This window comes from Streptomyces sp. TLI_146 (genome assembly GCF_002846415.1).
GTDB lineage: Bacteria > Actinomycetota > Actinomycetes > Streptomycetales > Streptomycetaceae > Streptomyces.
Genome location: NZ_PJMX01000001.1, coordinates 7,594,841 through 7,621,594, shown reverse-complemented (window position 1 = coordinate 7,621,594; position 26,754 = coordinate 7,594,841). Strand labels below are relative to the sequence as shown.

Genomic DNA, 26,754 nt, shown 5'->3' with positions numbered 1-26,754 from the left:
GTTCAAGGGCGCCTCCCAGCACGGTCGTTCAACGAAGGGGCCGGGGCGTCTCAGGGTGCGGGGACGGTCAGGGTCGCCTTCTGCTCGTCGTCGTCGCGCGCCGGGGCGTGTCCTACTTGTTCGGGTCCCGGAAGCGGCCGAGTGCCTTCGTGAGGGCGCCCAGGGGTGAGCCGTCCGGCTTGGCCGGTCTGGGGGCGGGCAGCCGGGGTGCGCCGTCGGTCGCCTCGGCCAGCGCGGCCTGGGCCGCCTCGGCGGCCTCCCGGTACAGGTCACGGGATTTCGTCATGGCGTCGAGCGCCTCGGCGTACTTGGTGACCATGCTCTGGGCGTGGACCAGTTCCTCGTCCGGGGTGAGCAGGTGCCAGCCCTGGCGCAGCCGGGTCAGGGCCCGCTCGGCGTCGGCGGGCAGCGGCCGGGGCAGGGCGGCGAACTCCTTGATCCTGTCGAGGAGTTCGGTGGGTTCGGAGCCGTCGAGGAAGACGCTGCGCACGGTGAAGCGGTCGGCGTCGTAGTCGGGGCTCTGCGGTGCCGTGGGCAGGACGACGGCGCCGCCGCGCGGCAGCCGCACGCCCAGCTCCCGCTTCATCGCGAAGTCGGCGATCTGCGCCTGCTCCGGTGTGCTGCGGTGCTCGACCACCCGGTGGCGCAGGCTCGGCGGCAGGAAAGCCGAGACCGGCCGCTGCCCCGCCGCGTCCGGCGTCATCGCCTCGTGCACCACGACATGGACGAACCAGCTCTGCCTGGTGCAGTCCCGCAGCCGGTGGCGCAGCTCGTCGTCGTCCTTCGGCAGCTGGTTGGTCGTGCGCAGCCGTACGCCGGGCACGGTGTCGTGGTCCCAGGCGATCCGGTCGCTGTCGGGCCAGAACATGGTGGCGGGCGAGGGCCAGTGCGCCTCCCACTCCCGTTCCGCCTCGGCGGCGAGGACCCAGGTGACGCCGTCGCCTTCCTTGCGGCGGGACTCGGGGTCGTACGTGGTCAGCTGTGCCCGTACGGTGACGTCGTCTGCCACCCGCCAGCGGGCCTCGAAGACACGGCGGGCCGAGGGGCCGGGGTCGGCGGACTCGTCGCGCGGGTGCAGCACGGTGGAGCGCGCCGCCTCGACGGGGTCGAGGTCCAGGAAGTCGTCGAGCACCCCGGCCGCCTTGAGGGCGATCAGGTTGCGCCGGACGTCCTGCTCGGGCTCGGGCCCGAGGTGGCGCGCGCGCCCCAGCCACGCGGTGCCGGGGACGGTGGTCGAGGAGGTGCTCTTCTTGGCCATAGAGTCGTTCTGTAGGTGGTCGGGGCCCAGCCAGTATCCTCCGTCTACCTGCATACGGAAGCGTTACCAGGTCTACTTGTGCACCCTATTCGACGACGCCGGCCTCCTTGTCACCGAGGTGCGGGCCCCGTCGAGGCGCGGATGACCAGCTCCGGGTCGAAGAGCAGCTCGCCCGTGGGCACCTCGCGGTTGCTCACCAGGGACAGCACGCTGCGGCCCGCCTCCAGGGCCAGGCGGACCGTGGTGAGGGCCGGGTCGGTGAACTCGGTCACCGACGAGCCGTCGTACCCCACCACCGAGACGTCGCCGGGTACCGACAGGCCCTGCCGACGCAGGCCCCGGATCGCGCCGAGGGCCATGTAGTCGCTGGCCGCGACGATCGCGGTGGCCCCCGCTCACTCCGCTCCCCATGGCCCAGTCGTCCGCGGCCCGGCCGTCCGCCGCGAAGGCACCCGTCGCCGCCGCGCCGGCTCTGCTCACCGTGGGCGACCCGGGCTTCGAAGCGGGCGGCGCTCCCTGGGAGTTCACCTCCGGTACCGGCGTCGCGACCAACAACCCGCACAGCGGAAGCCGACTGGTCCACCTCGACGCGGGCAGCGGCAGGAAGGTCTCCCAGACGGTGACGGCGAGCGGCCGCGGCGCCCGCCTCGTCTCTCCGCGTGGATCGCCACCCCGGCGGCCCCGGCGGCCGGTACGTCCTGCGGGCCAACGGCGCCGTCGCCGCCTCCCTGGACCTGCCCGTCTCCGCCGGCTACCGCCGCTGCACGCTCGGTCCGGTCGCCCTGGCGCCCGGCGACCGTCTGGAGATCGCCTTCGAGTCGGGGCGGGGCTGGGTGGACGCCGACGACGCGATGGTCTCCCCCGCGGCCCCGGCCCCGGCCCGTCCCCGGGTCACCTCCAGCGACCCCGAGGTCGCCGCGATGTTCGACTGGGGCGCGCGCAAGGCCAACAGCTGGGTCCGGTCACCCGGCACCGTGGGCCCTCGACGCCGACGAGCGCCGGACCGGCGGCACCGGCAGCGGCGTCTACTCCCCGTCCTACTGGGCCGGTTACGCCCACCGCAGCGGCTACTACTCGCGTGACATGGCCCACCAGCTCGGCGACGCCGAGGTGCTGGGGCTGCGCGCCGAGGACAAGGAGATGCTGCGCGCCTTCGCCGCGTCCGCGACGGCCCGGCACGCCTACTACCCGGTGTGGGCGCTCAACTTCGACGACCGCATCCCGCTCTCCATCGACTACCGCTCCCCCGATCTCTTCGTCCGCGAGGTGCCCGCCCTCTTCGAGCTGGTGCAGAAGGCGGAGGAGGCGTACCGCTGGAGCGGGGACCGCGCCTACCTCGACGACCCGGCCCTGTGGGACTTCTACCGGCACGCCACCGAGGAGTTCGTCGCCCTGCACGGCGGCATGAAGGACAACGGCCGGGTCCGCGTGGCCGAAGGCACGGGGAAGGGCATCTTCGAGGACGTCGCCAGCTACGACGAGCCGCTCGCCGAGCCGCTCGCCGAGGCGGGCGACGCCATCGGCTCCCAGTACCAGGCCTACCGGGCGATGGCCTCGCCGGCCCGCGCCAAGGGCGACCGCCGGACGGCCGCCCGCTTCGAACGCCGGGCCGGCGACCTCAAGGCGTACTTCAACACCGCCTGGAAGAGGACGACCGCGGTTTCCCCCGCGCGCTCGAATACCGGGCCACCGTCGACTACACCGGCCGGCTCGCCGCACCCGAGGGCCTCGACCTGCCGGCTGACCACGGCCCCGAGCGGGTACGCGCGTACAACAGCGCCCTGGCGGGCCACGGCGCCGACCTCCTGGCCCGCCTCCCGGGCGTCACCCCGCTGCCCGCCGACGACCGCCTCGCCATGCGGGCCCTGCGCCTGCCGTCCGGCCTCGCCCGCACCCCGGCCGAGGCCGCCGCCCTGCGCGAGGAGATCGCGGCCCGGCTCGGCTTCCGGGTGCTGGTCTGGCCCTGGCCGGGCGGCGGCGGCATCCGCGTCTGCGGGCAGATCTACAACGTGGCCGCGGAGTACGAACGCCTCGCTGCGGCCCTGCGGCCGCTCCTCGACGGGCGGTGAACCACGCCGGGTGGCCGCTAGGGCCTGTCCGGTGGGTCCGGTCGGCACGCGGGGGCCTCCCGCGCCGAAGCCGACCGGACCCACCGGACAGGCCCTAGGCGCACGACGGGCACAGCCCTCGGTAGGTGATCTCGGCCGCCGACACCGTGAACCCGAACCGCTCCTGGGCCGGGAGCTGGGCGAGCGGGTCGCCCGTCGTGTGGACGTCGCGGATGGCGCCGCAGCCGGAGCAGACCAGGTGGTGGTGGGGGCGGTGCGCGTTGGGGTCGTAGCGCTTGGCGCGGCCGTCGGTGGAGACCTCCAGGACCTCACCGAGGGAGACCATCTCGCCCAGCGTGTTGTAGACGGTCGCCCGGGAGATCTCGGGCAGCCGTCGCACCGCGCGGGCGTGCACCTCGTCGGCCGTCAGATGCACATGGTCGCCGTCGAGGACCTCCGCCACGACACGCCGCTGCGAGGTCACCCGCCAGCCGCGTCCGCGGAGCCGCTCCAGCAGGTCACTCATAGTGGTCCTTCCCTTCCGGCCCGGTGGAGATCGAGTGGAGCAGTGACGGGGTGCCTGTTCACCGGTGGCCGTACAGCTTCCGACTGAGAACGGAACCGGTGAGCTTCTTGACCTGGACTGCGTCCATCGTAGGATCGATCCCATAGACGGCCAAGGGAGCGGACACGTCCGATCGGTCCGTCCGTCCCCTCCGGGCCCCGCTCCGGACCGGCCGTCCACCGTCCACCCATGACCGCGACGGGACCGTTCCGCCGCATCGAACCGCTCGACCCCCGTAGTCCCCTGAGCAGTGTGATCCACCCAGGAAGGATTCCGATGTCTGAGAACCACGACGCGATCGTCACGGACCCGAAAGCGGAGGACGGAAGCGGCGGCTGCCCGGTCGCGCACGGTCGCGCCCCGCACCCGACGCAGGGCGGCGGGAACCGTCAATGGTGGCCGGAGCGGCTCAACCTGAAGATCCTCGCCAAGAACCCCGCGGTGGCCAACCCGCTGGGCGAGGAGTTCGACTACGCCGAGGCGTTCACGTCGCTCGACCTTCCTACCGTGAAGCGGGACATCGCCGAGGTGCTGACGACCTCGCAGGACTGGTGGCCCGCCGACTTCGGCCACTACGGCCCGCTGATGATCCGTATGGCGTGGCACAGCGCCGGCACGTACCGCATCAGCGACGGCCGCGGCGGCGCCGGGGCCGGTCAGCAGCGCTTCGCCCCCCTCAACAGCTGGCCGGACAACGCCAGCCTGGACAAGGCCCGCCGACTGCTGTGGCCGGTCAAGAAGAAGTACGGCAAGAGCCTGTCCTGGGCCGACCTGATGATCCTCGCCGGAAACGTCTCCCTGGAGACGATGGGCTTCAAGACCTTCGGCTTCGGCGGCGGGCGCCCGGACGTCTGGGAGCCCGACGAGGACGTCTACTGGGGCCCCGAGACCACCTGGCTCGACGACCAGCGCTACACCGGCGACCGGGAGCTGGAGAACCCCCTCGGCGCGGTGCAGATGGGCCTGATCTACGTGAACCCGGAGGGCCCGAACGGCACCCCGGACCCGATCGCCGCGGCCCGCGACATCCGTGAGACGTTCCGCCGGATGGCGATGGACGACGAGGAGACGGTGGCGCTCATCGCCGGCGGCCACACCTTCGGCAAGACCCATGGCGCGGGCCCGGCGGACGCCGTCGGCCCCGACCCCGAGGCCGCCCCGCTGGAGCAGCAGGGCCTCGGCTGGCGCAGCTCGTACGGCACCGGTGTGGGCGGCGACGCGATCACCAGCGGTCTGGAGGGCATCTGGACCAACACGCCGACCACCTGGGACAACAGCTTCTTCGAGATCCTCTTCGGCTACGAGTGGGAGCTCTTCAAGAGCCCCGCGGGCGCGCACCAGTGGCGGCCGAAGGACGGAGCCGGGGCGGGCACCGTCCCCGACGCCCACGACGCGTCCAAGACGCATGCGCCGACCATGCTGACGACCGACCTCTCGCTCCGGTACGACCCGGTGTACGAGCCGATCGCGCGGCGCTTCAAGGACAACCCGGCCGAGTTCGCGGACGCGTTCGCCCGCGCCTGGTTCAAGCTGACCCACCGCGACATGGGCCCGGTCGTCCGCTATCTCGGCCCGGAGGTCCCGGCCGAGCAGCTGCTGTGGCAGGACCCGCTGCCCGAGGTGACGCACGAGCTGGTCTCCGCCGCGGACGTCGCCTCCCTCAAGGAGCGGATCCTCGGTTCGGGCCTCTCGGTGTCCCAGCTGGTGTCCACCGCTTGGGCGTCGGCCTCCTCCTTCCGGGGCAGCGACAAGCGCGGCGGCGCCAACGGCGCGCGCGTCCGCCTGGAGCCGCAGCGCGGCTGGGAGGTCAACGACCCGGACCAGCTGGCCGTGGTGCTGAGCACCCTGGAGGGGATCCAGCGCGAGTTCAACTCCGGTGCCAAGCAGGTCTCCCTGGCCGACCTGATCGTGCTCGCCGGGTCCGCCGCCGTGGAGAAGGCCGCCAAGGACGCGGGCTTCGACGTCGAGGTGCCCTTCGCGCCGGGCCGAGCGGACGCCTCGCAGGAGCAGACCGACGTGGAGTCGTTCGCCGCTCTTGAGCCGACCGCCGACGGGTTCCGCAACTACCTCGGCAAGGGCAACCGGCTCCCGGCCGAGTACCTGCTGCTCGACAGGGCGAACCTGCTGAACCTCAGCGCTCCCGAGATGACGGTCCTGGTGGGCGGTCTGCGGGTGCTCGGCGCCAACCACCAGCAGTCGTCGGCGGGCGTGTTCACCGAGACCCCCGGCGTGCTGACCAACGACTTCTTCGTCAATCTGCTCGACCTGGGCACGACGTGGAAGGCGACCTCCGAGGACGCCACCGCCTTCGAGGGCAGCGACGCCGCCACGGGCGAGGTCAAGTGGACCGGCACCCGTGCCGACCTGGTCTTCGGCTCGAACTCGGAGCTGCGCGCCCTCGCCGAGGTGTACGCGAGCGACGACGCCAAGGAGAAGTTCGTGAAGGACTTCGTCGCGGCGTGGGAGAAGGTCATGAACCTGGACCGGTTCGACCTCGTCTGATCCAGCGATCCGAAAGAGGCGCCCGGCCTGGGATTTCTCCAGGCCGGGCGCCTCTTCTCGTACGTCAGGAGCCTCAGCTCATCGGCACCGGGTACGTCGGGTACTCGACGCCGGAGACGTGCTGGACCACGCGGATGACCTGGCACGAGTAGCCGAACTCGTTGTCGTACCAGAGGTAGAGGATCGCGTTGTCGCCGTCGACCTTCGTGGCACCCGCGTCGACGATCGAGGCGTGGCGCGAGCCGACGAAGTCCATCGACACGGCGTCCGGGGCGGTGGTGAAGTCGATCTGGCGCTTCAGCGGCGAGTTCAGCGAGACGTCGCGGAGGTACTCCAGGACCTCCTCGCGGGTGGTCTCGCGGCCGAGGCGCAGGCTGAGGATCGCGATCGAGACGTCCGGCACCGGGACGCGGATCGAGCTGCCGGTGATCGGCGCCTTCAGGTCCGGCAGCGCCTTCGCGACGGCGGAGGCGGCGCCGGTCTCGGTGATGACCATGTTCAGCGGCGCCGAACGGCCACGGCGGTCGGCCTTGTGGTAGTTGTCCAGCAGGTTCTGGTCGTTGGTGAACGAGTGGACGGTCTCCACGTGGCCGCGCAGCACGCCGTACTCGTCCGCCATCGCCTTCAGCGGCGGGACGATCGCGTTGGTGGTGCAGGACGCGCAGGACAGGATCTGCTCGTCCGGCTTGATCGTGTCGTGGTTGACGCCGTGCACGATGTTGGGCACGTCGCCCTTGCCGGGCGCGGTCAGGACGACCTTGTCGATACCGGGGCGCAGGTGCTTGGAGAGGCCCTCGCGGTCGCGCCACTTGCCGGTGTTGTCGATGAGGATGGCGTCCTTGATGCCGTACGCCGTGTAGTCGACCTCGGACGGGTCGTTGGCGTAGATCACCTTGATCTCGTTGCCGTTGGCGACGATGGTGCTGGTCGCCTCGTCCACGGTGATCGTGCCCTGGAACTGGCCGTGGATGGAGTCGCGGCGCAGCAGCGAGGCGCGCTTGACGAGGTCCGCCTCGCCGCCGCCGCGCACGACGATGGCGCGCAGCCGCAGGCCGTTGCCGGAACCGGCCTTCTCGATGAGCAGGCGCGCCACCAGGCGGCCGATGCGGCCGAACCCGTAGAGCACCACGTCGCGGCCCTCGCGACGCTCGATCTTGTTGGCACCCGTGGCGCCGACGACGGCCCCGGCGGTGAACTCGGCCACGGACAGACCGCGGTCGTCGGCCTGGTAGGTCGCGGCGAGCATGCCGATGTCGATCTGGGAGGGGCCGAGATCGAGGGTGGTGAGAGCCTGCAGGAACGGAAGCGTGTCGGTGACCGAGAGTTCCTCACCGGCGATCTGCCGGGCGAATCGGTGGGTCTTGAGGATGCTGACCACCGACTTGTTCACCAGGGAGCGGCTGTGGAGGAGGACGGTGACGTCCCGCTCCCGGTGCAGCTTCCCGATGATCGGGATCATCGACTCCGCGATCTCCTCGCGGTTCTTCCAATTGGTGAACGAGTCGTCATTGACAGTCACGAGTTTATCTTTCGAGCTAGGCGGCGCTCATATGGTAACCCGACCTGTGTTCGGCCCTTCAGGGGGTGCCGCCTGGCGCGCGCACGCGGAGCGGACGTGCGGTTATGCCTACGAGAGCGGGGCCAGGCGATCGGCAGGCAGACCACCTGGGCGTTCCGCTCGGGCACCTCGCGATGGCGAACTCGGTACCTACGACCGCGGCCACCGCCACAGCCATCCGAGCCGCCCTGCGAGCGTTCATGTCGTTCTCCTTCGGCGAGGGCCGCCGGACCGCGCACGGCGGCGGTGACAGAAACCCCACACTCGATAACCGTGAGTGAGCGCCTGTCGCGATGCCCCAGCCGCCGGGAGCCCGCCGTCCGGGAACCGCCGGAGGGCCGGCCGACGGGTCACCCTCCCGGCTTCGTCCCCCACACATACACCGCGTCCCCCTGTTGCAATACGGTCCACAGGCGCTTGGCGTCGGCGTGGCGCAGGTTGACGCAGCCGTGGGAGCCGACGCCTTCGTAGAGGTTGTTGTAGACGCCGTGGATGGCCTGGCCGCCGCTGAAGTACTGGCTGAACGTCATCGGCGAGTTGTAGAGCGTCGACCAGTCGTCCTCCTTGCGCCGTTCGACGCGGAACCAGCCGGTACGGGTGGGGAGCTCCGCCCGGCCGGACCGGATGGCGACGGGCGTGAAGGCCACCTTGCCGTCCAGGGCGACCCACATGATCTGGTGGCTCAGGTCCACGCAGGCGACCCGGCCCTTGCGCTCGGGGCAGCCGCGCAGCTGCTCGGGATAGTTCTGGGCCCACTCCCAGTAGAGGGCGGTGTACGTGATCGCTCCGGCGGAGCCGTCGGCGGGCACGATGAGCTGGCTCTCCTGGTACCGCTGGATCGCCTGGCAGTCGGCGGGCGACTGCGAGCCGTCCGCCTCAAGACCCAGCAGCTCCTCGACCTGGCGCTGATACGGGCCGTCGGCCGTCGAGCACGCCAGCGGGGCACTCGCGGGCGTCGGGGGCGCCACGCCGTACGCGGGCAGGACGCCGACGGTCAGCGCCAGGGGCGCGGCGGGGATCAGCGCCCGCAGGGTGCGGCCGGTTCGGGGGAACTTCCACATGGCGCATACATGTGCACCGTCCGCCGAGCGCGTACCCGCGCCGGGCAGAACTTCACTCTCCCGCGCCGGGGCCGAACCCCTGCCAGCCCCCTGCCGGTAATCTGTAGCCCGGTCAGGCCACGTCCCCAGAAGGGTTGTTCCGCGGTTTGAAGTGCGATAGAGCGACGGTGGCCGCGAGCCGCGAGCCGCGAGCCGCGAGCCGCGAGCCGCGAGCCGCGAGCCGCGAGCCGCGAGCCGCGAGCCGCGAGCCGCGAGCCGCTCGGGCACAAGGGACATTCGGGGCGTAGCTTCTCGGGGTGGCCATGCACCCTAGCCCGCCCCTGCGCGTACCCGTAGGACATGACGCCCAGCGGTGGAGCACCTTCCAGGCCCGGCGCACCCTCGTCGTCGCCGCCCGTACGGTCACCTCGACCGCCCGTGTCCTGGAGTCGCTGCCCGCCCTCCTGCGCGACGACACGCGCGTGTCCGTGGTCTTCGCGTACGACCCGACGTCCGCCTTCGACAACGGCGTCCTGGAGCTGCTGCACGACTCGGGCTGCCGGGTCATGCCCTGGCGGCAGTTGGGCGAGATCCACGCGGATCTGATCGTCTCCGCCAGCGAGAACATCGACGTACCGGACGGTGACTGCCCGGTCCTCGTCCTGCCGCACGGCATCGGCTTCCAGAAGTTCGTCCCGGACTCCCGGGCGCGGCGCACCCGGCTGTCCGGCGTGGTCCCCGACGCGCTCCTGGAGGCGGGGCGCGCCTGGCTCGCCGTGTCGCACCCGGACCAGGAAGCCCAACTGCTCGCCAGCCATCCCAAGACCGCCGGCCGCACCCTGCTGGTGGGCGATCCGTGCTTCGACGAACTGCTCGTCAGCGCGCGGCACCGGGACGCCTACCGGGAGGCGCTGGGCGTCGGCCCCGGGCAGCGCCTGGTCATGGTCAGCTCGACCTGGGGGCCGACCTCCCTCATCGGCCGGGAGCCGGAACTGCCCGCGCGCCTGCTCGCCGCGCTGCCCTACGACGAATACCGGGTGGGCGCGATCGTCCACCCCAACGTGTGGTCGGCGCACGGCTCCTGGCAGCTCCGCACGGCGCAGGCCACCGCGCTCGACGCGGGGCTGTCCCTGATGCCGCCGGTCCACAGCTGGCGCCCCGCGCTGGTCGCGGCCGACCTCGTGGTCGGCGACCACGGTTCGGTGACGCTGTACGGGGCGGCCCTGGACAAGCCCGTCCTGCTCGCCGCGTTCGGAGGCGACGCCGTGCCGGGAACGGCGGGCGCCGATCTCGGGCGGATCGCGCCCCGGCTCGATCCGGCCGGAGACCTGCGGCGGCAGATCGAGGACGCCGTCCGAAGCCATGAGCCGCAGCGGTACGCGGAGGTGGCCCGGCGGGCCTTCAGCGACTCCGGGCAGGCGCTCGCCCGTCTCCGCACCGCCGTGTACCAGCTGCTCCGGCTGCCCGAGCCGCCCTCGCGGCCGCCCGCCGCGCCGATCCTGCTCCCGCCGGATCCCCCGTCGGCGGCGGTCACTTCATGGCGGGTGATCACCGCCGTCGCCGAGCACGCGGGACAACCGGTGGTCACCGTGCAGCGGTTCCCCGCCGCCGTCTGCGAGGACTGGGCCGAGGGCCCGGGCCCGTACGTCCATCTGGCGTGCACCGACGAGGAACGCGACCCGCGACTGGCCGAGAGCGCGTCGGTCGTCGTCCGCGCCCGCCCGGCCGCGACGGCGGCCGGGGCCCTGGACTGGATCCAGAACACGCTGGCCCGGCTGCCGGGCAGCGGCCTGGCCGCGACCGGGGCAGGGGCCGGGTGGCTGATCGGGCTTCGGGACGGGCGGGTCGTCGAAGCGACGGCCACCGGCCCGGCCCTGGACGCCGGGCTGTCGGCGGCCGCCGTGTACGGCTGTCTACGCGCGGGCCGCCCCCTGGACGACACCATGGTCACGCTGAGGGTCGGCGGGCTGCGCGACGCGGACGTCGTCCTGCGGCTGCGCCCGCGCTGAACCGTCGTCGTACAGCGCGCGCTACTCGCCCTCCAACCGCTCGCGCAGCCTCCGCGCCTCGGGGCTGCCGCCCGCCTCGTGGATCTCCAGGGCCCGGACGAGGTACGGGCGTGCGGCGGAGCGGGGAGCACCGCTCCGCTCGGTGATGTCGGCCAGTCGGACCAGGGCCTGCGCCTCGTAATGGGTGGCGTCCAGGTCCCGGAGGGTGCGGGCGGCCTCGCGCAGCGCGCGCAGGGCCTCCTGGGTGTCGCCCAGGTGGTCGTGGACGGTCCCGATGGCGGCCGTCGCCCGCGCCGCCATCCGCGCGTCCGAGCAGTCGAGCAGCTCCTCCCGGGCCCGGCGGAGGGTGGTCAGGGCGTCGGCGTGGTCGCCGTGGGCGTCCTGCGCGCAGCCCAGGAAGTACGCCGCGATGGCCGCCCCGCGCGCCTCGCCCGCCCGGCGGTTGAGATCGAGGGAGCGCGTGTACGCGTCGATGGCGCGAGCGGGGTCGGCGCGGTCCCAGTACCGCCCGAGGAACTCCTGCACGGACGCCCGCAGGACCACGTGGTCGGCGATCTCGGCGCAGCTCACGGCCGCTTCCAGCTCCGCGCGTGCCCGGTCGTCCTCGCCGAGGTCGAGCAGGGGCCGCGACAGCAGGCTGCGCAGCCGCGCCTCGGCCGCCGGCATCAGGTCCGCCGCGGCGGCGGCCGCGCCGAGCTCCAGGCACTCCCGCCACATGGCCAGGTGCCGGTGGTGCAGGAACAGCACCGTGAAGACCTCCGCCAACTTCCACACCACATCGTGCAGTTGACGCTGCGAGGCCGCCCGGAGCACCTGGAGGATGTTCGTCCGCTCGGCCTCCAGCCACTCCAGCGGGGCCGGGCCGCCCGGCGACGCGAACGGGTCGGGCGTGTCCGCCACCAGCGCGGAGAGGTCGGCGATGCGCAGGCGGTCCGCCCGGATCGCCCGGTCGGCCAGGGCGGTGAGGGCCAGGTAGTGCGTGGCGACGCGCCGCGTCAGCGCCGTCCGCTCGCCGTCCGCCTCCTCCCGCTCGGCGCATTCGCGCGCGTGCAGCCGTACGAGGTCGTGCAGGCGGTACCGGCCGTCCAGGGAGCCTTCAAGGAGGCTCGCCGTCTCCAGTACCTCCAGGAGTTCCGCCGCGCGGGCTGTCGACTCCGGCGGCGACGGCGGCCGTCGCGGAGTCGAAGGTGCGCACCGGCGCCCACCCCAGGAGCCGGTAGAGCCGGGCCGCGTCGGGCGGCAGCATGCGGTACGACGGGCCGAGTACGGCGGACACCTGGCGCTCCCCTCGCATCGACAGTCCGGCGAGCCGCCCGGCTTCGTCGGCGAGCTCCTCCGCCAGGCCGGTCATGGTCAGCCGGCGGTCGGTGAGCAGCCGGGCCGCCACCACGTGCAGCGCCACCGGAAGGCCGCCGCACACCGCCACCAGCCGCTCGGCCGCCGTCCGTTCGGCGGCCACGGCGTCCTCGCCGCAGCGGTCGGCGAGCAGCCGCATCCCGCCGTCCCGGTCCAGCGGGTCCAGCGAGATCAACCGGGCGCCGTCCAGGACGAGTTCACCGAGTTTCCCGTGGCTGGTGACGAGTACCGCGCTGCCGGGTCCCTTGGGCACGAGGGGTCTGACCTGCGCGGGGTGGCTGACGTCGTCGAGGACGACCAGCATGCGGCGCTGTGCGGAGCGCGACCGGAACAGGGCGGTGCGCTCGGCGAGCGAGCGCGGCATCCAGTCGTCGCTCACCCCGAGCGATCGGAGGCACATGGCGACGGCCTCGGAGACGTCGCCGCCGGTCTGTCCGCGCAGGCTCGCGAAGTCCACGTACATCTGGCCGTCGGGGTACAGCTCCCGGGACCTGTCCGCCCAGTGGCAGGCGGTCGCGGTCTTGCCGACGCCGGGCAGGCCGTGGAGCACGCCGATGCCGACGGGGGCGGCGGCGCGGTCCCCGCCTCCCGCGAAGCACCGGTCCAGGGCCGAGAGGTCGGCCGTGCGGTTGACGAACGCGACGGTGAGGGCGGGCACTTGGTCCGGCCGGACGTCGGGGTGGGGCGGCCGGGGCCGGGCGGGGGCGAGTTCGTCGAGCAGCCGTCGCAACTCCCCGGCCGCGTCCGGGTCCTCACGGAGGATCCGCAGAAGCCGCTGCGACCAGCGGCTCTCCAGGTCCGCCACGGCGCCCGCGTCCGGTACGCCGTGCGCCGCCGGCTCGTCGTCGGCGGCCTGGAGCTCGTCCTCGGCTTCCCCGGCGGCGCGCGTGCCGTCCGTCCCGCCCGTGCCGTCCGTCCCGCCCGAGTCTCCGCGTCGGCGGGCGAAGAAGCGCGCCAGCCGCTCCTTGGCCTGCCCCCAGGAGTCCGAGACCATGAGCCCGACCAGGCTCGTCGCACCCGACGCCGCGAGCGCGGTCAACTCGGCTTCCACCCAGCCCCCTTCGTGTCTCCCGCCCGTCGGGCCGGTCGAGACCACCGTAGAGAGGGCGGGCGGCGTTGGACAGCCCGACGCGCGATCCGGCTCTTCGACACTTGGGCGCCGAATGTCGATCGAATGCCCCCCTGACCGAAGGGGGGTTCTATTGACCGGAGCCCCGCTCGTAACTTCAAGCCCCACTGGCCACACCCCGGGGCGGGTGCGCCCCCACCACGGTCGCACGGCCGAAAGACGCGCCCCCCGGGCACTACCTGTCACCTCCGGGTGACCATTGTGAAGATGCGCTTATCGCATTTAGGTAGGTGTTGCGGATTTCACCGCTCGGGGGGACCGGAAACGGCATTCCCTTCGTGAATCCGTTTTAGGCGCGCCTGTGAAATTCATCGTCCCCACAGGGAAAAGGAGTTCCACCATGACGTACGAGCGCCCCACCCTCACCAAGGCCGGCGGCTTCCGCAAGGTCACCGGACTGAAGAACACCGGGCCCAAGGACGTCCTCGGCGGCAAGCAGCTCCTCTGACACGGACGGCTCGTGACCGCCTCGCGGTGCGAGTCCCGTTGTAGGCCTGCCGGTCGTTGAACCGGCCCGGCCATCGGGTGGCGGCGTCCAGCCGCCACCCGATCCCTTTGCCGTGAAGCGTGAGCCCTCCCCTTTGGACACTGCCGACCGGAGGCCAAAGCCGTGCAAGAGTTCCTCTCCCTGCGGGCGCTGCCCGCCTGGTTCGTCGTCCTGCCGGATACGGACGCGGCCGCCGCCCTCGCCGCCAAGGCGCTGGCCCACGCGAACCGGAGCCTGCCCCACGCCTCCGGCCGCCCGTGGCTGGTGGGCCGTTGGGCACCCGAGACGATCGTCGCGACGAAGCACCGCGGCGTACGCGTCGCCCTGATCGGCGAGCACTCCGTCACGGCCCAGGAGGCGCAGCGCGCCGCCGCCGCGATGTCCGCGGGGTCCTCCCTCACGGCGCTCGACCGCTTCACCGCCACCTGGACCGGCAGCTTCCACCTGATCGCCAGTTGCGGCGGGCGGGTCCTGGTACGGGGCGGCGCCGTCGGCATCCGGCGCGTGTTCCACACCGACCCCGCGCTGCCCGGCTCCACAGGTGTGAGCCTGGCGTCGGACCGGGCCGATGTGCTCGCCGAACTCGTCGGCGCCGAGCTGGACGAGGACCGGCTCGCCCTCGAACTGATCACGTCGGTGCCGTATCCGCTCGCCGGATCCCCGATGTGGCGCGGCGTACGGGCCGTGCCCGGCGGCCACGGTCTGACCCTGGACGCCCGCGGCCGGGCCGGGACGGCCCGTTGGTGGTCACCGCCCGAGCCCGAGATCCCGCTGGTCGAGGGCGCCGCGCAGCTGCGCGAGGCGCTGGCGGCCGCCGTCGAGGCGCGCACGCGCGGGCGCGATCTGGTGACGGCGGACCTGGGCGGCCTGGACTCCACCGCCGTGTGCTGCACCGCCGCACGCGGCGGTGCGAAGGTCGTCGCGTACACCGCCGCCCTCCACGACGTGCTCGGCGACGACGTGCACTGGGCGCGGCGGACCGTACAGGCTCTGGAAACCGTCGAGCACCACGTCGTACCGGCCGAGGACGTGGCCATGACGTTCGACGGAATCGACGTGCTCGGCGACGTCCTGGACACCCCCAGCATCCTCACGGTGGACCGCAACCGGCGCATGCACATCGTGGAGCTGGCGGCGGCCCGGGGCTCGGGGCTGCATCTGACCGGACTGGGAGGCGACGAACTCCTCGCCGGAACGCCCGCCCGGCTGCACGCCCTGGTACGGACCCATCCCCTCCTCGCCCTGCACCACATCCGCGGGTACGGCGCGAAGTACCAGTGGTCGCGGGGGCGAACGGCACACCAGTTGCTGGACCGGCGCTCGTACCGGTCCTGGCTCGGCCGGGTCGCCCGCGATCTGACCGCGCCGCCCGCCCCCGTGGACGAGCCGCTGCTCGACTGGGCGGTGCCGCCCAGGATGCCTCCGTGGGCCACCCCGAAGGCCGTCGAGGCGGTGCGCGCCCTGCTCCGCGACCGCCTGCGCGACGTCCGGCCGCGCGGCCGGGACCACGGCGAACACCGGGAACTGGTCGCGATGGACGGCATCTCCCAGTGGACCCGCCACATCGGGCAGATGGCGGCGCCGCTCGGGATCACCGTGGCGGCTCCGTACTACGACGACCGGGTGATCGAGGCGGCCCTCGCGGTGCGGCCGCGGGAGCGGATCACTCCCTGGCGCTACAAGCCGCTCATCGTCGAGGCCATGCGCGGCGTGGTGCCGGAGGCCAGCCGTACGCGCGGCACCAAGGCCAACGCCACCTTCGAGGAGGAGACGGGGCTGCGCCGCCACCGGGCCCGGCTGCTCGCGCTGTGCGAGGACTCGCGGCTGGCCCGGCTCGGGCTCGTCGACGAGCGGGTGCTGCGCGAGTGGTGCGGCCGCGCGCAGTCCGCGGAGACCGAGAGCTATCTGCTGCATTCGACCGTGGCCTGCGAAGTGTGGCTGCGCTCCCGGGAGATGACACCGTCCCAGGCCGGACCTCCGGCCGGCCGAGAAGGGTGAGCCGATGTGCACGCTGAAGCCCGACGTCCTGCTGACCCGGACCGAGTACGGCATGGCCCTGCTCGACCAGAAGCGCGCCGAGTACTGGACCCTCAACCCCACCGCCGCGCTCGTCCTGCAGACCCTGCTCGACGGCCACGGCACCGAGCGGGCGGTGGCGAGCCTGGTCGAACGGTACGAGGGGGTCGACGCCGAGACGGCGGCGCAGGACGTCACGCGCATCGTGGACGACCTGAGCTCGGCGGGCCTCATCGCCCCGTAAGCCCCCGTAGCGGACCCGCCGCAGAGAAGAGGAACGGCATGTCGACGCCCGAAGCGGTTCCCTACCGCCCTCGATCCGTCCCCCTGGGCCGCCGCGCCGCGGCCCGGCTGGTGGTGGGCTGTGCGCACGCGCTGGCCGCGCTGCCGCCCGGCCGTATCCGCGCCGTCCTGGCCGTGCTGCGCAGGGGAGCCCGGCCCGCGACGCTCGCGGAGGCGACCCGGGCGCGGGAGACGGTGCTCGCCGTGAGCCTGGCGGCGGGCGGGCACAAGGGGTGCCTGCCCCGGTCGCTGGCCACGGTGCTGCTGTGCCGCTGCCGCGGCCAGTGGCCCACCTGGTGCGTGGGGGTGCGCACCCGTCCGCCGTTCGCCGCCCACGCCTGGGTGGAGGCCGAGGGCGAGCCCGTCGGCGAGGGCACACCGGCCGACTACTTCCAGCGCTTCTTCGCGGTGGAGTGAGGCCGTGACGCCAGCGCCTCCCGTCGCGACCCGCCGCACGTCCGACGACGCTCCCGCGACGGCCCGGCCGGACGAGCCGCGGCGCGCCGACGGCCTCCGCTCCGGCCACCGCGCCCTCCTGGGCCACCTCCGCCCGCAGCGCGCCCGTATGCTCGCCGGGGTCTTCCTCGGTCTGCTGGGCAGTCTGATGGGACTGGCACAACCTCTCGCGGCCAAGCACGTCATGGACGACATGGGCCGCGGGCACCTGGCGGCCGGGCCCGTCGTCGCGCTCAGCGCGCTGGTGGTGGCGGGCGGCATCCTCGCCGGACTCGGCCACTACGTACTGGACCGGTCCGCCGAGGCCGTCGTCTGCGCCGCCCGCCGCCGGCTGACCGACCGTCTGCTGCGGCTGCGCGTTCCGGTGGTGGAGCGCACCGAGCCGGGCGATCTGATCGCCCGCGCCACCTCCGACACCGCGCTGCTGCGCCAGAGCGCCCCCCAGGCGGTGTCGGCCGCCGTCACGGGCACGCTGGTCACCGTGGCGACGGTCGTCATGATGGGCCTGCTCGACGCCGTGCTGCTCGGCGTCACGCTCGCCGTGATCGCGTTCGTGGGCGTCGTCGTCGCGGTGGTCTCCCCGCGCATCGGCCGCGCCACCCGGCACACCCAGGAGGCGGTCGGCCGTATCGGGGCCGCATTGGAACGGGCCCTGGGCGCCTTCCGTACGCTCAAGGCGTCCGGCGCCGAACAGCGGGAGGCCGCGGTGCTGCACCGGGCGGCCGAGCACGCCCGCCGCACCGGGGTGCGCGCCGCCGCGTGGGAAGCGGTCTCCGCGACCGTGTCGGCGGTGGTCGTGCAGGTCTGCTTCCTCGTCGTCCTGGGCGTGGGCGGCGCGCGCGTGACCTCCGGCGCGATCGGTGTCTCCACGCTGGTGGCCTTCCTCCTCTACCTCTTCGCGCTGGCACCCCGGATCGGCCAACTGGTCGAAGGGGTCGGTCAGTTCCAGATCGGCTCGGCCGCGGCCGCCCGCATCCGGGAGGTGGAGGAGCTGGAGGTGGAGGACGTGGGGACGCCGGGTCTCGCGGCCCCGGCACCACCGGGACAGGAGCCGCGGCCCGCCACCGTGACGTTCCACGAGGTGCGCTTCGCCTACCGCCCCGGGCTGCCCGACGTCCACCGGCGGGTCTCCTTCACGGTCCCCGGCTGCGGCCTGACCGCGTTCGTCGGACCGTCGGGCGCGGGCAAGACCACCGCGTTCTCCCTGATCGAGCGGTTCTACGAGCCCGACGCCGGCCGTGTGTCGCTGGACGGCAAGGACGTACGGGAGTGGCCGCTGGCCGAGCTGCGGGCGGGCATCGGCTACGTCGAGCAGGACTCCCCCGTCCTCGCGGGCACCCTGCGCGACAACCTGATGCTGGGGGTCGGCGAGGCGACGGCGGACCAGCTGCGCCGCGTCCTGCGGCTGGCCCGGCTGGAGAACGTGGCCGACCGGCTGCCCCAGGGCCTGGACACCCACGTAGGACATCGGGGCTGCCGGCTCTCCGGCGGCGAGCGCCAGCGCGTGGCGATCGCCCGGGCCCTGCTGCGGCGCCCGCGGCTGCTGCTGCTCGACGAGGCCACTTCACAGCTCGACGCGGCCAACGAGGCGGCCCTGCGCGACACCATCGCCGACGCGGCCCGCACCACCACGGTCCTGGTGGTCGCCCACCGGCTGTCCACCGTGACCACGGCCGACCGCATCGTGGTCATGGAGGCCGGGTGCGTACGGGCGGTGGGGACCCACGCCCAGCTGCTGGCGGGCGACAGCCTGTACCGCGAGCTGGCGCGGACCCAACTGCTGCACCGCTAGCGGCTCGACGGGACGTGTGCGGTGGAGGGGGCCGGACCTGGAGCCGGTCCCCTCCACCGGCGCGTCAGCAGCCGCTGGTGTGGATGCGACAGGCCGTGATCAGCGCGGCGGCGTGGTCCTCGCCGCCGAGGCTCTCGGTACGGATGTCCTCGGGCAGGACCTGGAGGGCGTCGATGTCGTGCTCCATCATGGTGGACTCCTTCGTTCGGGAGGGACCGGCCGGACCCGTCGGGTCCGGCTGCCGGCGGCCGGGCGGCCACCGGACGTTCAGGGGTGGGCGCGTTCGCCCTCGGGCAGCCACGCGCGGGGGCCGCCGAAACGCATCCGCAGCAGCGGCGAGAGGCTTCCGGCGAGGCCGGTGGCGTACTCGGCGAGCACCGCCTTGCGGTTCTCGCCGGGCACAAGCAACCGGCCGTCGTACAGGACCGCCTGCGCCGCCAGATGCTCGACCAGCAGCTCCGCCCCGGCCCGGTGGTGTGCGTCGCCCGTCAACTCGGCCGCGTCGAGCAGGAATTCGGCGTTGCCCGCGAGCCCGTGGCAGGTCGACGTCGAATCGGTCGCCCTGCCCGCCCGTACGGCGAGGGCGGCGTCCTCCACCAGCTCGCGCAGGGCGTCGTCGTGCGCGCCGGTGGCCGACCAGAGCCGGACCAGGAAGGTGCCCACTCCGGACGAGCCGCTGCACCAGTGCCGGGCGAGGTCGGGTGAGCCGGAGAGGTGGCGGGCCCGGTCGACCGGCCAGAGGGCACCCGCGGGTCCCCGGCGGGCGGCGGCGGCCAGTGTGGCGCCCGCCTCGACGGCCGCGCCCAGGAAGCGCTCCTCCCCCGTGGCCTCGGCCGCCAGCAGCAGGAAGGTGGCGACCCCGGCCACGCCGTGCGCGAAGCCGTAGTGCCAGGCTCCCGCGAGGGCGGACGCGAAGTCCTCCGGCACCGGCCAGAAGATCCCCTCCGGGGTGCGCCGGGCCGCCGCGAGCAGCCCGTCTGCGGCCCGTGTGGCACGGTCGAGGAAGCGCGGGTCCCCGGTGGTGCGCCAGAAGTGCAGCTGGGCCAGACCGGATCCGGCCGCGCCGTGGCAGACGTCGGGGTTGGGCCACGCGACCGGAAGCGCCAGGGCGAGGTCGGCGGCGCGTGCGGCGAGCGCGGTGTCGTCGAGCGCCCCGGCCGCGTCCAGCAGGGCCCACGCCGTGCCGGAGCGGCCGAAGTGCAGGCCAGGGAGGTTCCCGGGCAGGGCGTCCTGCCGGTCGGCGGTCCAGTACGCGGCGGACCGCAGCCCTTCGCGCAGCGCGTCCCGCGGCACGGGCGCCGATCCGGCGCCGTCGCCGTCCCAGTGCCGCAGCGCCCTCGCGAGTACGCTCACACCGCCCGCCGAACCGTGCTGCACGGCCACCGGGTCGCAGGTCGCGCCGAACGCCTCCGACGGCCAGAGCCGTTCGGTGTCGTGCGGCCGCATGGTGGCGAGGAGATGGGCGACACCGTCGTGGAGCAGCCGTGCGAGGGTGAGGCGCGCGGTGTCGGTCGGCTCCGGGTCCACTGCGGTACGAGGTGCGGCGGGCGGCAATTCCGGGGTCGGATCCACTGCGGTACGAGGTGCGGCGGGCGGCAATTCCGGGGTCGGATCCACTGCGGTACGAGGTGCGGCGGGCGGCAACGCCGGGGCCGCGTCCGCTGTCGTACGGGCGCAGCTCTGCATCGCCACACCGTTGGCGTCCGCCCCCGCCCCGGTGATGAACCGCCGCGCCCGCTCCAACGTCCACCGCTCGGCGGGGTCGTCCCGCATCAACCCCCGTATCAGCGGCGCGAAACGGCCTACCGGCGGGTTGTCCCGGGCCAGCAGCTCCAGGAGCCCGGCCAGGCGCTCCTCCTCCGGCCGGGCCCCCGCGCCCGGCCGGTCCGCCGCGAACAGCGGGTCCGCGCCAGTCAGCGCGTGCAGGACCGTCGCCCCCAGGGCGTACAGGTCGACGTCCGGCGTCAACGCGGGCGCCACCTGGTCCAGGGCGCGCAGTTCGGGGGCGGTGTAGCCGGGAGTGGCGCCCAGCACCCAGAGTTCGCCCTCCCGGGCCGCCATCTCCAGGTCGATCAGCAGGAGTTGGCCCTCCGGCGTGACCATCACGTTGTTGGGGTTGAAGTCGTGGAGGGTGACGCCCAGTCCGTGGGCGGTGCCGACCAGTTCGACGAGCTGCCGGACCAGGGAGTCGGCCGTACGGTCGTCCGGGCAGCCGGTCCCGTCCTGGATCAGACGCTCGGCGACGGTGCGCCGCAGGGTCGCGCCCGGTACCGACTCGGCGGCCAGGAACTCGCTGCCCTGCTGCTCGAACACCTCGACGAGGCGCGGGACCCGGTCGGGGCGGGCACCGGCGAAGCGGTCGAGCAGCGCCGCCTCCCTGCGCAGCAGGTCGCGGACGTCCAGCCCCTCCAGGCCCGCCCCCACATGAGGCCGCGCCTGCTTGACGACGACCTGGGCGCCGGTCCTGGTGTCCTCGGCGCGGAACACCCCGCCCTTGTTGGAGTGCTGGATCGCACCGCGTACGAGATAGCGGTCGTTCAGCAGGACCGGTTTGGCCGTGGCCTTGCTGCGGGCCGGGGCCGCGGGGCGGTCGGGGAACGGATCGCCCGCCCAGGCAGGCGGGCTGAACCAGGCGTTCCGCTCGTCGGCGACCAGACGCCCCTGGGGGTCGGTGAGCCGGGCGGCGAAGCAACCGTCGGCGGTCAGCTCCGTGGTGGCGGCGAACACGCCGTACCGGTAGTACACCTGGCTTCCCGGCCGATAGCGGCGGTCGGAGAGCACCGCGGGACCCGGCAGCCCGGCGGTGGCGAGGTGCAGTTCCTCGGCGAGGAGGCGGAAGTGGTCGTCGTCGGCCGGATACACGGTGATGAACTTGCCGCCACCGCCGCGCTCGTAGCGCCCGGAGACGAGGGCCGCGACCCTGGCGGGGCTGCCCGCGAACTTGAAGGCGGCCCGGTGGGCGACGAGCACCTCGGCGGCCCGCGCCAGGGTCAGGGGCGCGGCGAGCGGGGTGGCCGAGACGTGGAGCTTCCAGCCCTGGGCGCGGCGGGCGGCCCCGGCGGGGACGACGTGGCACCAGAAGTCGCCGGGCTCCACGGTCCAGTCCGCCCCGGATGCGGTACGGGCCACCACCGCCCGTACCAGATCGGGCAACAGCGCGAGGTCCGCCGGACGTTCGGCGCGGGCCCGCCGGGGTCCGGGCAGGGCCGGAAGCGGGGCGGGCGGCGGCGCCGCGGGCAGGGTGGACACGCTGTTCGACCTCACAGTTCGCGGCAGAAGGGAGCAGAAGGAGCCGAAGGAGAGGGGTTAGAGCTCGGGCCGCACGTAGTCGTCGCCCCAGCTCGTGTCGAGGATGTCCGCCGCGACCGTCACGGTCACACCCCCGCGCGCTCCGGCCGCCGTCCCCGGGCCGCCGTTCGCCGTGGTGACGCACGCGCCACCCACCACCAGGACTGTGAGGACGAGAAGACAGCGGACTGCTCCGGGCATGGCACGGCTCCAGGGTCGGGAGATCAGGAACGCATGGACCCACCGGGTCCCAAATGTCGGCCTGGCGGGGTTTGCCCGGCCGGACGACCAAAGTCCATCCCGGCAAGCCCCGTTGGTCCAGGGCTTTGACCTGGCAATAGCCTGCATGGCACGGAAGTCGTACGGCCGCATTGCGGGGGAAACTCATGACTATCGGTGCAAACATGGACGGGCTGCCGCAGCTGGACGCGAGAGCCGTCGCCGTCTTCGAGTACGTGCTGTCACGGGGCAGCCTCAAGCGGTGGCCGCCCGACGCGCCCCCGGCGCTCGGCCTGACCGAGGAGGAGGTCGAGGCGGCCTGCCGGACCCTGCTGCTGCTCCGGCTGCTGCGCCCCGCGCCGGGCAGGCCCGAGGAGCTCATACCGGTCAGCCCCGACGCCGCCGCCGCGGAGGTGGTGGGCCCGCTGGAGGCGAGGCTCGCGCGGGACGCGGCGCACGCCCAGTCCGTCCGCGACGACCTGCACTCCCTCATGCCGCACTACCGGGCCGCCCGGCGCCGGCGCGGCCACCGGGAGGGCATCGACCTGCTGCCCGACCTGTCGGCGGCGTCGGCGATGCTCACCGAGGCAGCGGCGGAGTGCCGGGAGGAGGTGTTCAGCATCCAGCCGGGCGGCGGCCGCGCACCCCACCGCCTCGGGGACGCCATCGACCGCGATCTGGCGATGCTCCGCAGGGGCATCCGGATGCGCACGCTCTACCAGCACTCGGCGCGCTCCAGCCTGTCCACCCAGGGGTATGTGGAGACGCTCGCCGAGGCCGGTGCCGAGTACCGCACCGCCGCCGAACTGCCCGACCGGGCCGTGGTGTTCGACCGGGCCGTGGCCTTTCTGCCCCGGCGGGCGGACGGCGGCTCGGGCGAGGGCGCGGTGCTGGTCCGGGACCCCGATGTGGTCGCCTACCTCTGCCGGGTGTTCGAGCAGCACTGGTCCGGCGCGACCCCGTTCCTGGGCACCAGTGAGGCCGCGTACAAGGAGGTCGGCCACAGTCTGCGGCGGGCGCTGGTGGGGCTGCTCGCCGAGGGCGCCAAGGACGAGGTGATCGCCCGGCGCATGGGCATGTCCCTGCGCACCTGCCGCCGCCACATCGCGGACCTGCTGGAGGAGCTGGGCGCCGAGAGCCGCTTCCAGGGCGGTGTGCTCGCCGAACGCGCCCGCCTCACCGCGCCCGAGGACCCGGTGGTCCGGGGCGAGACCCCGTGCGGATGAGCCGGTGCCCGGTGTCACCCCGGCCCACCTGCGACGTCGCTCCGCCCATGGGGCAGGATGGCAGCCCGTTCGGCGCGTACGCGGACCGCCGAACGAGGCTTCGCGCAAGACGAACTGACAGGTGACAAGATGGCGACACTTCATATACGGCGGCCAGTGGCGGCCCTCGCCGTTCCTTCGGCCCCCCACGGCGTCTCCCCGGCCCGACGCGCCTCGGAGGGTGTCCGTTGACCCGGGGCCTCGTCCTGCACGACTGGGTGGTCGCCGCCATCGCGGTGGCCGCGGGGCTCCTCGCCGCGGTGCTGCTGCGCGCGCTGCTGCGGTGGCTGGGCAAGCACGCGCTGCGGACACGGTGGAGCGGGGACGACATCATCGTCGACGCGCTGCGCACCTCCGCCCCCTGGGCCGCCGTCATCGCGGGCACCGCGGCGGCGGCCTCGGCGCTGCCGCTCACCACGCGGATCGCGGCGATCGTCAACCACTCGCTGACCGCCGTGCTCATCCTGATCACCACGTTCTCCACGGCCCGGGTGATCGCGGGGCTGGTGCAGTCCGTGGCGCACTCGCGGACCGGTGTGGCCGGGTCGGCCACCATCTTCGTGAACATCACCCGCGTCGTGGTGGTCGCGATGGGCTCGCTGATCGCCCTGGACACCCTGGGCATCTCCATCGCGCCGCTGCTCACCGCCCTCGGCGTGGGCGGCCTCGCGGTCGCGCTCGCCCTCCAGGACACCCTCGCCAACCTCTTCGCGGGCGTGCACATCCTCGCCTCCAAGACGGTGCAGCCCGGTGACTACATGCGGCTCAGCAGCGGCGAGGAGGGGTACGTCGTCGACATCAACTGGCGCAACACCGTGGTGCGCAACCTGTCGAACAACCTGGTCATCATCCCCAACGCCCGGCTCGCCCGGACGAACATGACCAACTACAGCCGCCCCGAACAGGAGTTGTCGATCCTCGTCCAGGTGGGCGTCGGGTACGACAGCGACCTGGAGCACGTCGAGCGGGTGACCCTCGAAGTCATCGACAGCGTGATGGTCGACATCACCGGCGCGCTCCCCCACCACGAGGCGGCGGTCCGCTTCCACACCTTCGCGGACTCGCGGATCAACTTCACCGTGATCCTGGGCGTGGGTGAGTTCAGCGACCAGTACCGGATCAAGCACGAGTTCATCAAGCGCCTGCACCAGCGCTACCGCGCGGAGGGCATCGCGATCCCGGCCCCCACCCGGACGGTCTCGCTCCAGCACGACGAACCGACGCCCTCGTCACCGCTCCCGGTCCCGCATCCGCGCGAGGCCCAGGACGACTCGGTACGGGCGCACCTCAAGGGGTAGCGGACCCGGTGACGGTCGTCCGACCTGCCCGCAACGTGACGGCAACCCCTTCCGTGGTTGATTGGGGGTCCGGACGCCGTACCGAAGGGCCGTGATCCTCATGTCCGAGCCGAACGCGGGAAGCGACACGAGCACCGGGCACGCGCGCGTGGAACTGACGCCTGCTGCCGCCGAGTTGCTGCGGCGGCTGCGGGCGGCCCACGGGCCCCTGATGTTCCACCAGTCGGGCGGCTGCTGCGACGGCAGCGCGCCCATGTGCTACCCGGACGGCGAGTTCCGTACGGGAGGCTCCGACGTCCTGCTCGAACGCCTCGCCGTCGACGGGGTGGAGGAGCCCGTCCCGTTCTGGATGTCGGTGAGCCAGCACGAGGTGTGGCGGCACACCCGGCTGATCGTCGACGTCGTGGAGGGGCGCGGCAGCGGCTTCTCCCTGGAGGCTCCGGAAGGCGTGCGCTTCCTCATCCGCTCCCGGCTGATCTGACGGCCGTGCCCCAGGCTTCCGCCCTGGGTCAGTCCCGGTCGCGCACCGCCACGATCCCGTTGAACACGCCCACGTACGCCGTGCCGTCCGGGCCGATCGTCACAGGAGCCCAGTTGTTGTCGTACGCCGGGCCGGTCCCCGTCAGCCGCTTCCAGCGCACCGCGCCCGTACGGAAGTCGACGGCGGTCAGATACCAGGCGTCGATCCCGAGGGCGTTGGGCTCCTTCTCGTAGAAATACAACAGCCCATTCGCCGTCGAGAGCTTGGGGACCGTCGACGGGGATCGGACGGCGCTATCCCACACCGTGTCGCAGCCGCTGCCGTCCGGGCGCACGTCGATGCGGGTCACGCCGCCGGTCACGCTCCTGCCGAAGGTCAGCGAGGTCACGTTCTCGTAGCCGTAGTTGTTCTCCACGACGATGCTGTTGCCCCAGGTGATCAGGGAGTTGTCGGTCGTCGACCGGCCCGCCCCGAACACCGGGACCTTGCAGACCAGGCGTCGGTCGTCGGGAACGTCCGCCCCGCGCCGGTACACGACCACGTTCATACGGTCGTCGGCGTTGTCGGTGATGGCCACATAGCCGTCGCCGAAGAGGTCGGGGGTGGTGCCCGAACCCTGGTTCACCGAGCCGGGTTTGGTGCCCGTGCCGCGGTCGTACGTCTGGCGCCACCGCACCACCGGTGTGCCGTCGGCGCCCGCGCGGAAGCCGTACAGGGCGTGGTCGGAGACGATGGAGACGCCGTCCTCGGCCACCGAGAAGGAGTTCTGGATCTCCTCCCCGGGCAGCTCGACCGAGCGGATCCGGCCCGTGCCGGGGTCCACCGTGCCGACCCGGCCCAGCCGCGTCACCCACCAGATACGGCCCTGCCAGTCCGGCATCACGGAGGTGACCGGGTCGCAGGTGCCGCTGGGGAAGAGGTTGGTCCAGCTGACGCAGTCGTGCGGGACCACCCCGGTGAGGTCCCAGTCGTCCACCACGGCGAAGCGCCAACTGCCGTCCGCCGCCTGCTCGTGCGCGATGCGCAGGATGTGGTGGCGGGAGTCGGCGAGGACCACCCGGTCCTCGTTGTCGAGGTAGAAGTAGGCGCCGCCCGAGGTGTCCTTGAAGATCTTCGAGAAGTCCAGGCGGGTGATCGCCTCGACGGTCGACGACCGCTGGGGCAGCTGGTACTCCGCGAGGGTGGCGAGCGTGCGCGGTTCCAAGAGCTTCAGCTTGAATCCCTGGAAGGTGCCGCAGACGGTGATCAGCCGCCCGGCCGCGTCGAACGTCGCCGTCGCGCACTCGCCGCCGAGTGCCGCGATCCGCTCGCTGGTCACCTGCGGGTCCCGGCCCAGCGGGCCCGCGTACGGATGGGTGCCGCTGCCCCAGGCGTCGCCGTGCATCCCGCTGCGCCCGTTGGGGGCGAGGTAGGGGTGCTGGGCGGGGGCCGGTCCCGGCACCGGCCGGGCGGTGGCGGGGGCGCCCTCGTACTGGCTGACCAGGCGGTGGCCGGGCGCCTTGGGTATCTCGGCGGCTCCGGCGGGCCCGGCGAGGGCGGTCGCGGAGACGGTGAGCGTCAGGGCCAGTGCGCGGGCGAGCGCTCTGCGGGACATACGGCTCCTCTGGGTGCGTACGTCGGCATGCGTACGTGGTCCACACGTACGCCGGGTACGTACATCGGGTGTCGCGCCGGCGCCCGACGCTAGAGCCGCGGGGTTGAAGTG

General features: G+C 73.2%; 22 protein-coding genes and 1 pseudogene. 12 read left to right on the top strand and 11 right to left on the bottom strand.

Annotated features, from left to right (window positions below):
• Positions 1–112 precede the first annotated feature (112 nt).
• Both BX283_RS33935 and BX283_RS33930 read right to left on the bottom strand, forming a co-directional pair.
• The gene (locus BX283_RS33935; RefSeq protein ID WP_101391238.1) at positions 113–1,258 is read right to left on the bottom strand and encodes a hypothetical protein; all 1,146 of its coding nucleotides are present in this window, start codon (positions 1,256–1,258) and stop codon (positions 113–115) included.
• A gap of 110 nt (positions 1,259–1,368) precedes the next feature.
• Positions 1,369–1,650: pseudogene (locus BX283_RS33930) on the bottom strand (substrate-binding domain-containing protein); the annotation flags it as partial.
• Positions 1,651–1,917: 267 nt separating this feature from the next.
• Here BX283_RS33930 and BX283_RS33925 point away from each other — a divergent pair.
• Together BX283_RS33925 and BX283_RS40865 are read left to right on the top strand one after the other, a co-directional pair.
• Positions 1,918–2,340, top strand: a complete 423-nt coding sequence (locus BX283_RS33925) for a hypothetical protein (RefSeq protein WP_101391237.1) — start codon at positions 1,918–1,920, stop codon at positions 2,338–2,340.
• Between the two features lie 774 nt (positions 2,341–3,114).
• Positions 3,115–3,327 carry a hypothetical protein gene (locus tag BX283_RS40865; RefSeq protein WP_180357331.1) on the top strand — a complete coding sequence of 71 codons (213 nt, stop codon included), beginning with the start codon at positions 3,115–3,117 and terminating at the stop codon, positions 3,325–3,327.
• A gap of 94 nt (positions 3,328–3,421) precedes the next feature.
• Here the strand turns inward: BX283_RS40865 and BX283_RS33915 are convergent, their stop codons facing one another.
• On the bottom strand, positions 3,422–3,832 hold the full coding sequence (locus BX283_RS33915; RefSeq protein WP_101391236.1) for a Fur family transcriptional regulator: 411 nt from the start codon (positions 3,830–3,832) through the stop codon (positions 3,422–3,424).
• 315 nt (positions 3,833–4,147) lie between these two features.
• On the opposite strand from BX283_RS33915, the gene katG reads away from it, so the two are divergent.
• Entirely contained in the window at positions 4,148–6,373 is a 2,226-nt protein-coding gene (katG, locus tag BX283_RS33910; RefSeq protein ID WP_101391235.1) for a catalase/peroxidase HPI, read from the top strand.
• Positions 6,374–6,446: 73 nt separating this feature from the next.
• Here katG and BX283_RS33905 read toward each other — a convergent pair whose 3' ends face one another.
• Positions 6,447–7,892 (bottom strand): glyceraldehyde-3-phosphate dehydrogenase, encoded by a 1,446-nt coding sequence (locus BX283_RS33905; protein WP_101391234.1) that lies wholly within the window; start codon positions 7,890–7,892, stop codon positions 6,447–6,449.
• A 389-nt stretch (positions 7,893–8,281) separates the two neighbouring features.
• Positions 8,282–8,992 carry a L,D-transpeptidase gene (locus BX283_RS33900; RefSeq protein WP_101391233.1) on the bottom strand — a complete coding sequence of 237 codons (711 nt, stop codon included), beginning with the start codon at positions 8,990–8,992 and terminating at the stop codon, positions 8,282–8,284.
• Between the two features lie 302 nt (positions 8,993–9,294).
• Between BX283_RS33900 and BX283_RS33895 the strand changes: the two genes are divergently transcribed.
• The gene (locus BX283_RS33895) at positions 9,295–10,980 is read left to right on the top strand and encodes a hypothetical protein (RefSeq protein ID WP_101391232.1); all 1,686 of its coding nucleotides are present in this window, start codon (positions 9,295–9,297) and stop codon (positions 10,978–10,980) included.
• 21 nt (positions 10,981–11,001) lie between these two features.
• Here BX283_RS33895 and BX283_RS41820 read toward each other — a convergent pair whose 3' ends face one another.
• Entirely contained in the window at positions 11,002–11,880 is an 879-nt protein-coding gene (locus BX283_RS41820) for a hypothetical protein (RefSeq protein ID WP_257584052.1), read from the bottom strand.
• Between the two features lie 196 nt (positions 11,881–12,076).
• Complete coding sequence (locus tag BX283_RS41815) at positions 12,077–13,387, bottom strand: NB-ARC domain-containing protein (RefSeq protein ID WP_257584051.1); 1,311 nt, start codon at positions 13,385–13,387, stop codon at positions 12,077–12,079.
• A 418-nt stretch (positions 13,388–13,805) separates the two neighbouring features.
• Between BX283_RS41815 and BX283_RS39835 the strand changes: the two genes are divergently transcribed.
• From BX283_RS39835 to BX283_RS33870, 5 genes are all read left to right on the top strand, one after another.
• Positions 13,806–13,913, top strand: coding sequence for a keywimysin-related RiPP (locus BX283_RS39835; protein WP_107503689.1), 108 nt, complete (start codon positions 13,806–13,808; stop codon positions 13,911–13,913).
• Positions 13,914–14,075: 162 nt separating this feature from the next.
• On the top strand, positions 14,076–15,950 hold the full coding sequence (locus BX283_RS33885) for a lasso peptide isopeptide bond-forming cyclase (protein WP_101391231.1): 1,875 nt from the start codon (positions 14,076–14,078) through the stop codon (positions 15,948–15,950).
• A 4-nt stretch (positions 15,951–15,954) separates the two neighbouring features.
• Positions 15,955–16,212, top strand: coding sequence for a lasso peptide biosynthesis PqqD family chaperone (locus BX283_RS33880; RefSeq protein ID WP_101391230.1), 258 nt, complete (start codon positions 15,955–15,957; stop codon positions 16,210–16,212).
• A gap of 38 nt (positions 16,213–16,250) precedes the next feature.
• Positions 16,251–16,667 carry a lasso peptide biosynthesis B2 protein gene (locus BX283_RS33875; RefSeq protein ID WP_101391229.1) on the top strand — a complete coding sequence of 139 codons (417 nt, stop codon included), beginning with the start codon at positions 16,251–16,253 and terminating at the stop codon, positions 16,665–16,667.
• Positions 16,668–16,671: 4 nt separating this feature from the next.
• On the top strand, positions 16,672–18,498 hold the full coding sequence (locus BX283_RS33870) for an ABC transporter ATP-binding protein (protein WP_373979321.1): 1,827 nt from the start codon (positions 16,672–16,674) through the stop codon (positions 18,496–18,498).
• 64 nt (positions 18,499–18,562) lie between these two features.
• Here BX283_RS33870 and BX283_RS41080 read toward each other — a convergent pair whose 3' ends face one another.
• The 3 genes from BX283_RS41080 to BX283_RS33860 form a co-directional block, all read right to left on the bottom strand.
• Positions 18,563–18,688 carry an ALQxL family class IV lanthipeptide gene (locus BX283_RS41080; RefSeq protein ID WP_190087302.1) on the bottom strand — a complete coding sequence of 42 codons (126 nt, stop codon included), beginning with the start codon at positions 18,686–18,688 and terminating at the stop codon, positions 18,563–18,565.
• 77 nt (positions 18,689–18,765) lie between these two features.
• Positions 18,766–21,747, bottom strand: a complete 2,982-nt coding sequence (gene lanL / locus BX283_RS33865; RefSeq protein ID WP_143676523.1) for a class IV lanthionine synthetase LanL — start codon at positions 21,745–21,747, stop codon at positions 18,766–18,768.
• 57 nt (positions 21,748–21,804) lie between these two features.
• Positions 21,805–21,987: a hypothetical protein gene (locus BX283_RS33860; RefSeq protein WP_101391227.1), complete on the bottom strand. Its 183-nt coding sequence runs from the start codon at positions 21,985–21,987 to the stop codon at positions 21,805–21,807.
• Positions 21,988–22,172: 185 nt separating this feature from the next.
• Here BX283_RS33860 and BX283_RS33855 point away from each other — a divergent pair, with 185 nt between their 5' ends.
• The 3 genes from BX283_RS33855 to BX283_RS33845 all read left to right on the top strand — a co-directional run bounded on the left by BX283_RS33855 (position 22,173) and on the right by BX283_RS33845 (position 25,049).
• Positions 22,173–23,231, top strand: a complete 1,059-nt coding sequence (locus BX283_RS33855; protein ID WP_143676522.1) for a hypothetical protein — start codon at positions 22,173–22,175, stop codon at positions 23,229–23,231.
• Between the two features lie 227 nt (positions 23,232–23,458).
• On the top strand, positions 23,459–24,568 hold the full coding sequence (locus BX283_RS33850) for a mechanosensitive ion channel family protein (protein ID WP_101391225.1): 1,110 nt from the start codon (positions 23,459–23,461) through the stop codon (positions 24,566–24,568).
• A 100-nt stretch (positions 24,569–24,668) separates the two neighbouring features.
• Positions 24,669–25,049: a DUF779 domain-containing protein gene (locus BX283_RS33845; protein WP_101392733.1), complete on the top strand. Its 381-nt coding sequence runs from the start codon at positions 24,669–24,671 to the stop codon at positions 25,047–25,049.
• Positions 25,050–25,077: 28 nt separating this feature from the next.
• Here the strand turns inward: BX283_RS33845 and BX283_RS33840 are convergent, their stop codons facing one another.
• Complete coding sequence (locus tag BX283_RS33840; protein ID WP_101391224.1) at positions 25,078–26,643, bottom strand: hypothetical protein; 1,566 nt, start codon at positions 26,641–26,643, stop codon at positions 25,078–25,080.
• Between the last annotated feature and the right edge of the window lie 111 nt (positions 26,644–26,754).

Bases quoted from the DNA above. Each gene is read 5' to 3' on its own strand.
- BX283_RS33935 (WP_101391238.1), bottom strand. From the start codon at position 1,258: ATGGCCAAGAAGAGCACCTCCTCGACCACCGTCCCCGGCACCGCGTGG.
- BX283_RS40865 (WP_180357331.1), top strand. From the start codon at position 3,115: ATGCGGGCCCTGCGCCTGCCGTCCGGCCTCGCCCGCACCCCGGCCGAG.
- BX283_RS33915 (WP_101391236.1), bottom strand. From the start codon at position 3,832: ATGAGTGACCTGCTGGAGCGGCTCCGCGGACGCGGCTGGCGGGTGACC.
- katG (WP_101391235.1), top strand. From the start codon at position 4,148: ATGTCTGAGAACCACGACGCGATCGTCACGGACCCGAAAGCGGAGGAC.
- BX283_RS33900 (WP_101391233.1), bottom strand. From the start codon at position 8,992: ATGTGGAAGTTCCCCCGAACCGGCCGCACCCTGCGGGCGCTGATCCCC.
- BX283_RS33895 (WP_101391232.1), top strand. From the start codon at position 9,295: ATGCACCCTAGCCCGCCCCTGCGCGTACCCGTAGGACATGACGCCCAG.
- BX283_RS39835 (WP_107503689.1), top strand. From the start codon at position 13,806: ATGACGTACGAGCGCCCCACCCTCACCAAGGCCGGCGGCTTCCGCAAG.
- BX283_RS33880 (WP_101391230.1), top strand. From the start codon at position 15,955: ATGTGCACGCTGAAGCCCGACGTCCTGCTGACCCGGACCGAGTACGGC.
- BX283_RS33875 (WP_101391229.1), top strand. From the start codon at position 16,251: ATGTCGACGCCCGAAGCGGTTCCCTACCGCCCTCGATCCGTCCCCCTG.
- BX283_RS41080 (WP_190087302.1), bottom strand. From the start codon at position 18,688: ATGATGGAGCACGACATCGACGCCCTCCAGGTCCTGCCCGAGGACATC.
- BX283_RS33860 (WP_101391227.1), bottom strand. From the start codon at position 21,987: ATGCCCGGAGCAGTCCGCTGTCTTCTCGTCCTCACAGTCCTGGTGGTG.
- BX283_RS33855 (WP_143676522.1), top strand. From the start codon at position 22,173: ATGACTATCGGTGCAAACATGGACGGGCTGCCGCAGCTGGACGCGAGA.
- BX283_RS33845 (WP_101392733.1), top strand. From the start codon at position 24,669: ATGTCCGAGCCGAACGCGGGAAGCGACACGAGCACCGGGCACGCGCGC.
- BX283_RS33840 (WP_101391224.1), bottom strand. From the start codon at position 26,643: ATGTCCCGCAGAGCGCTCGCCCGCGCACTGGCCCTGACGCTCACCGTC.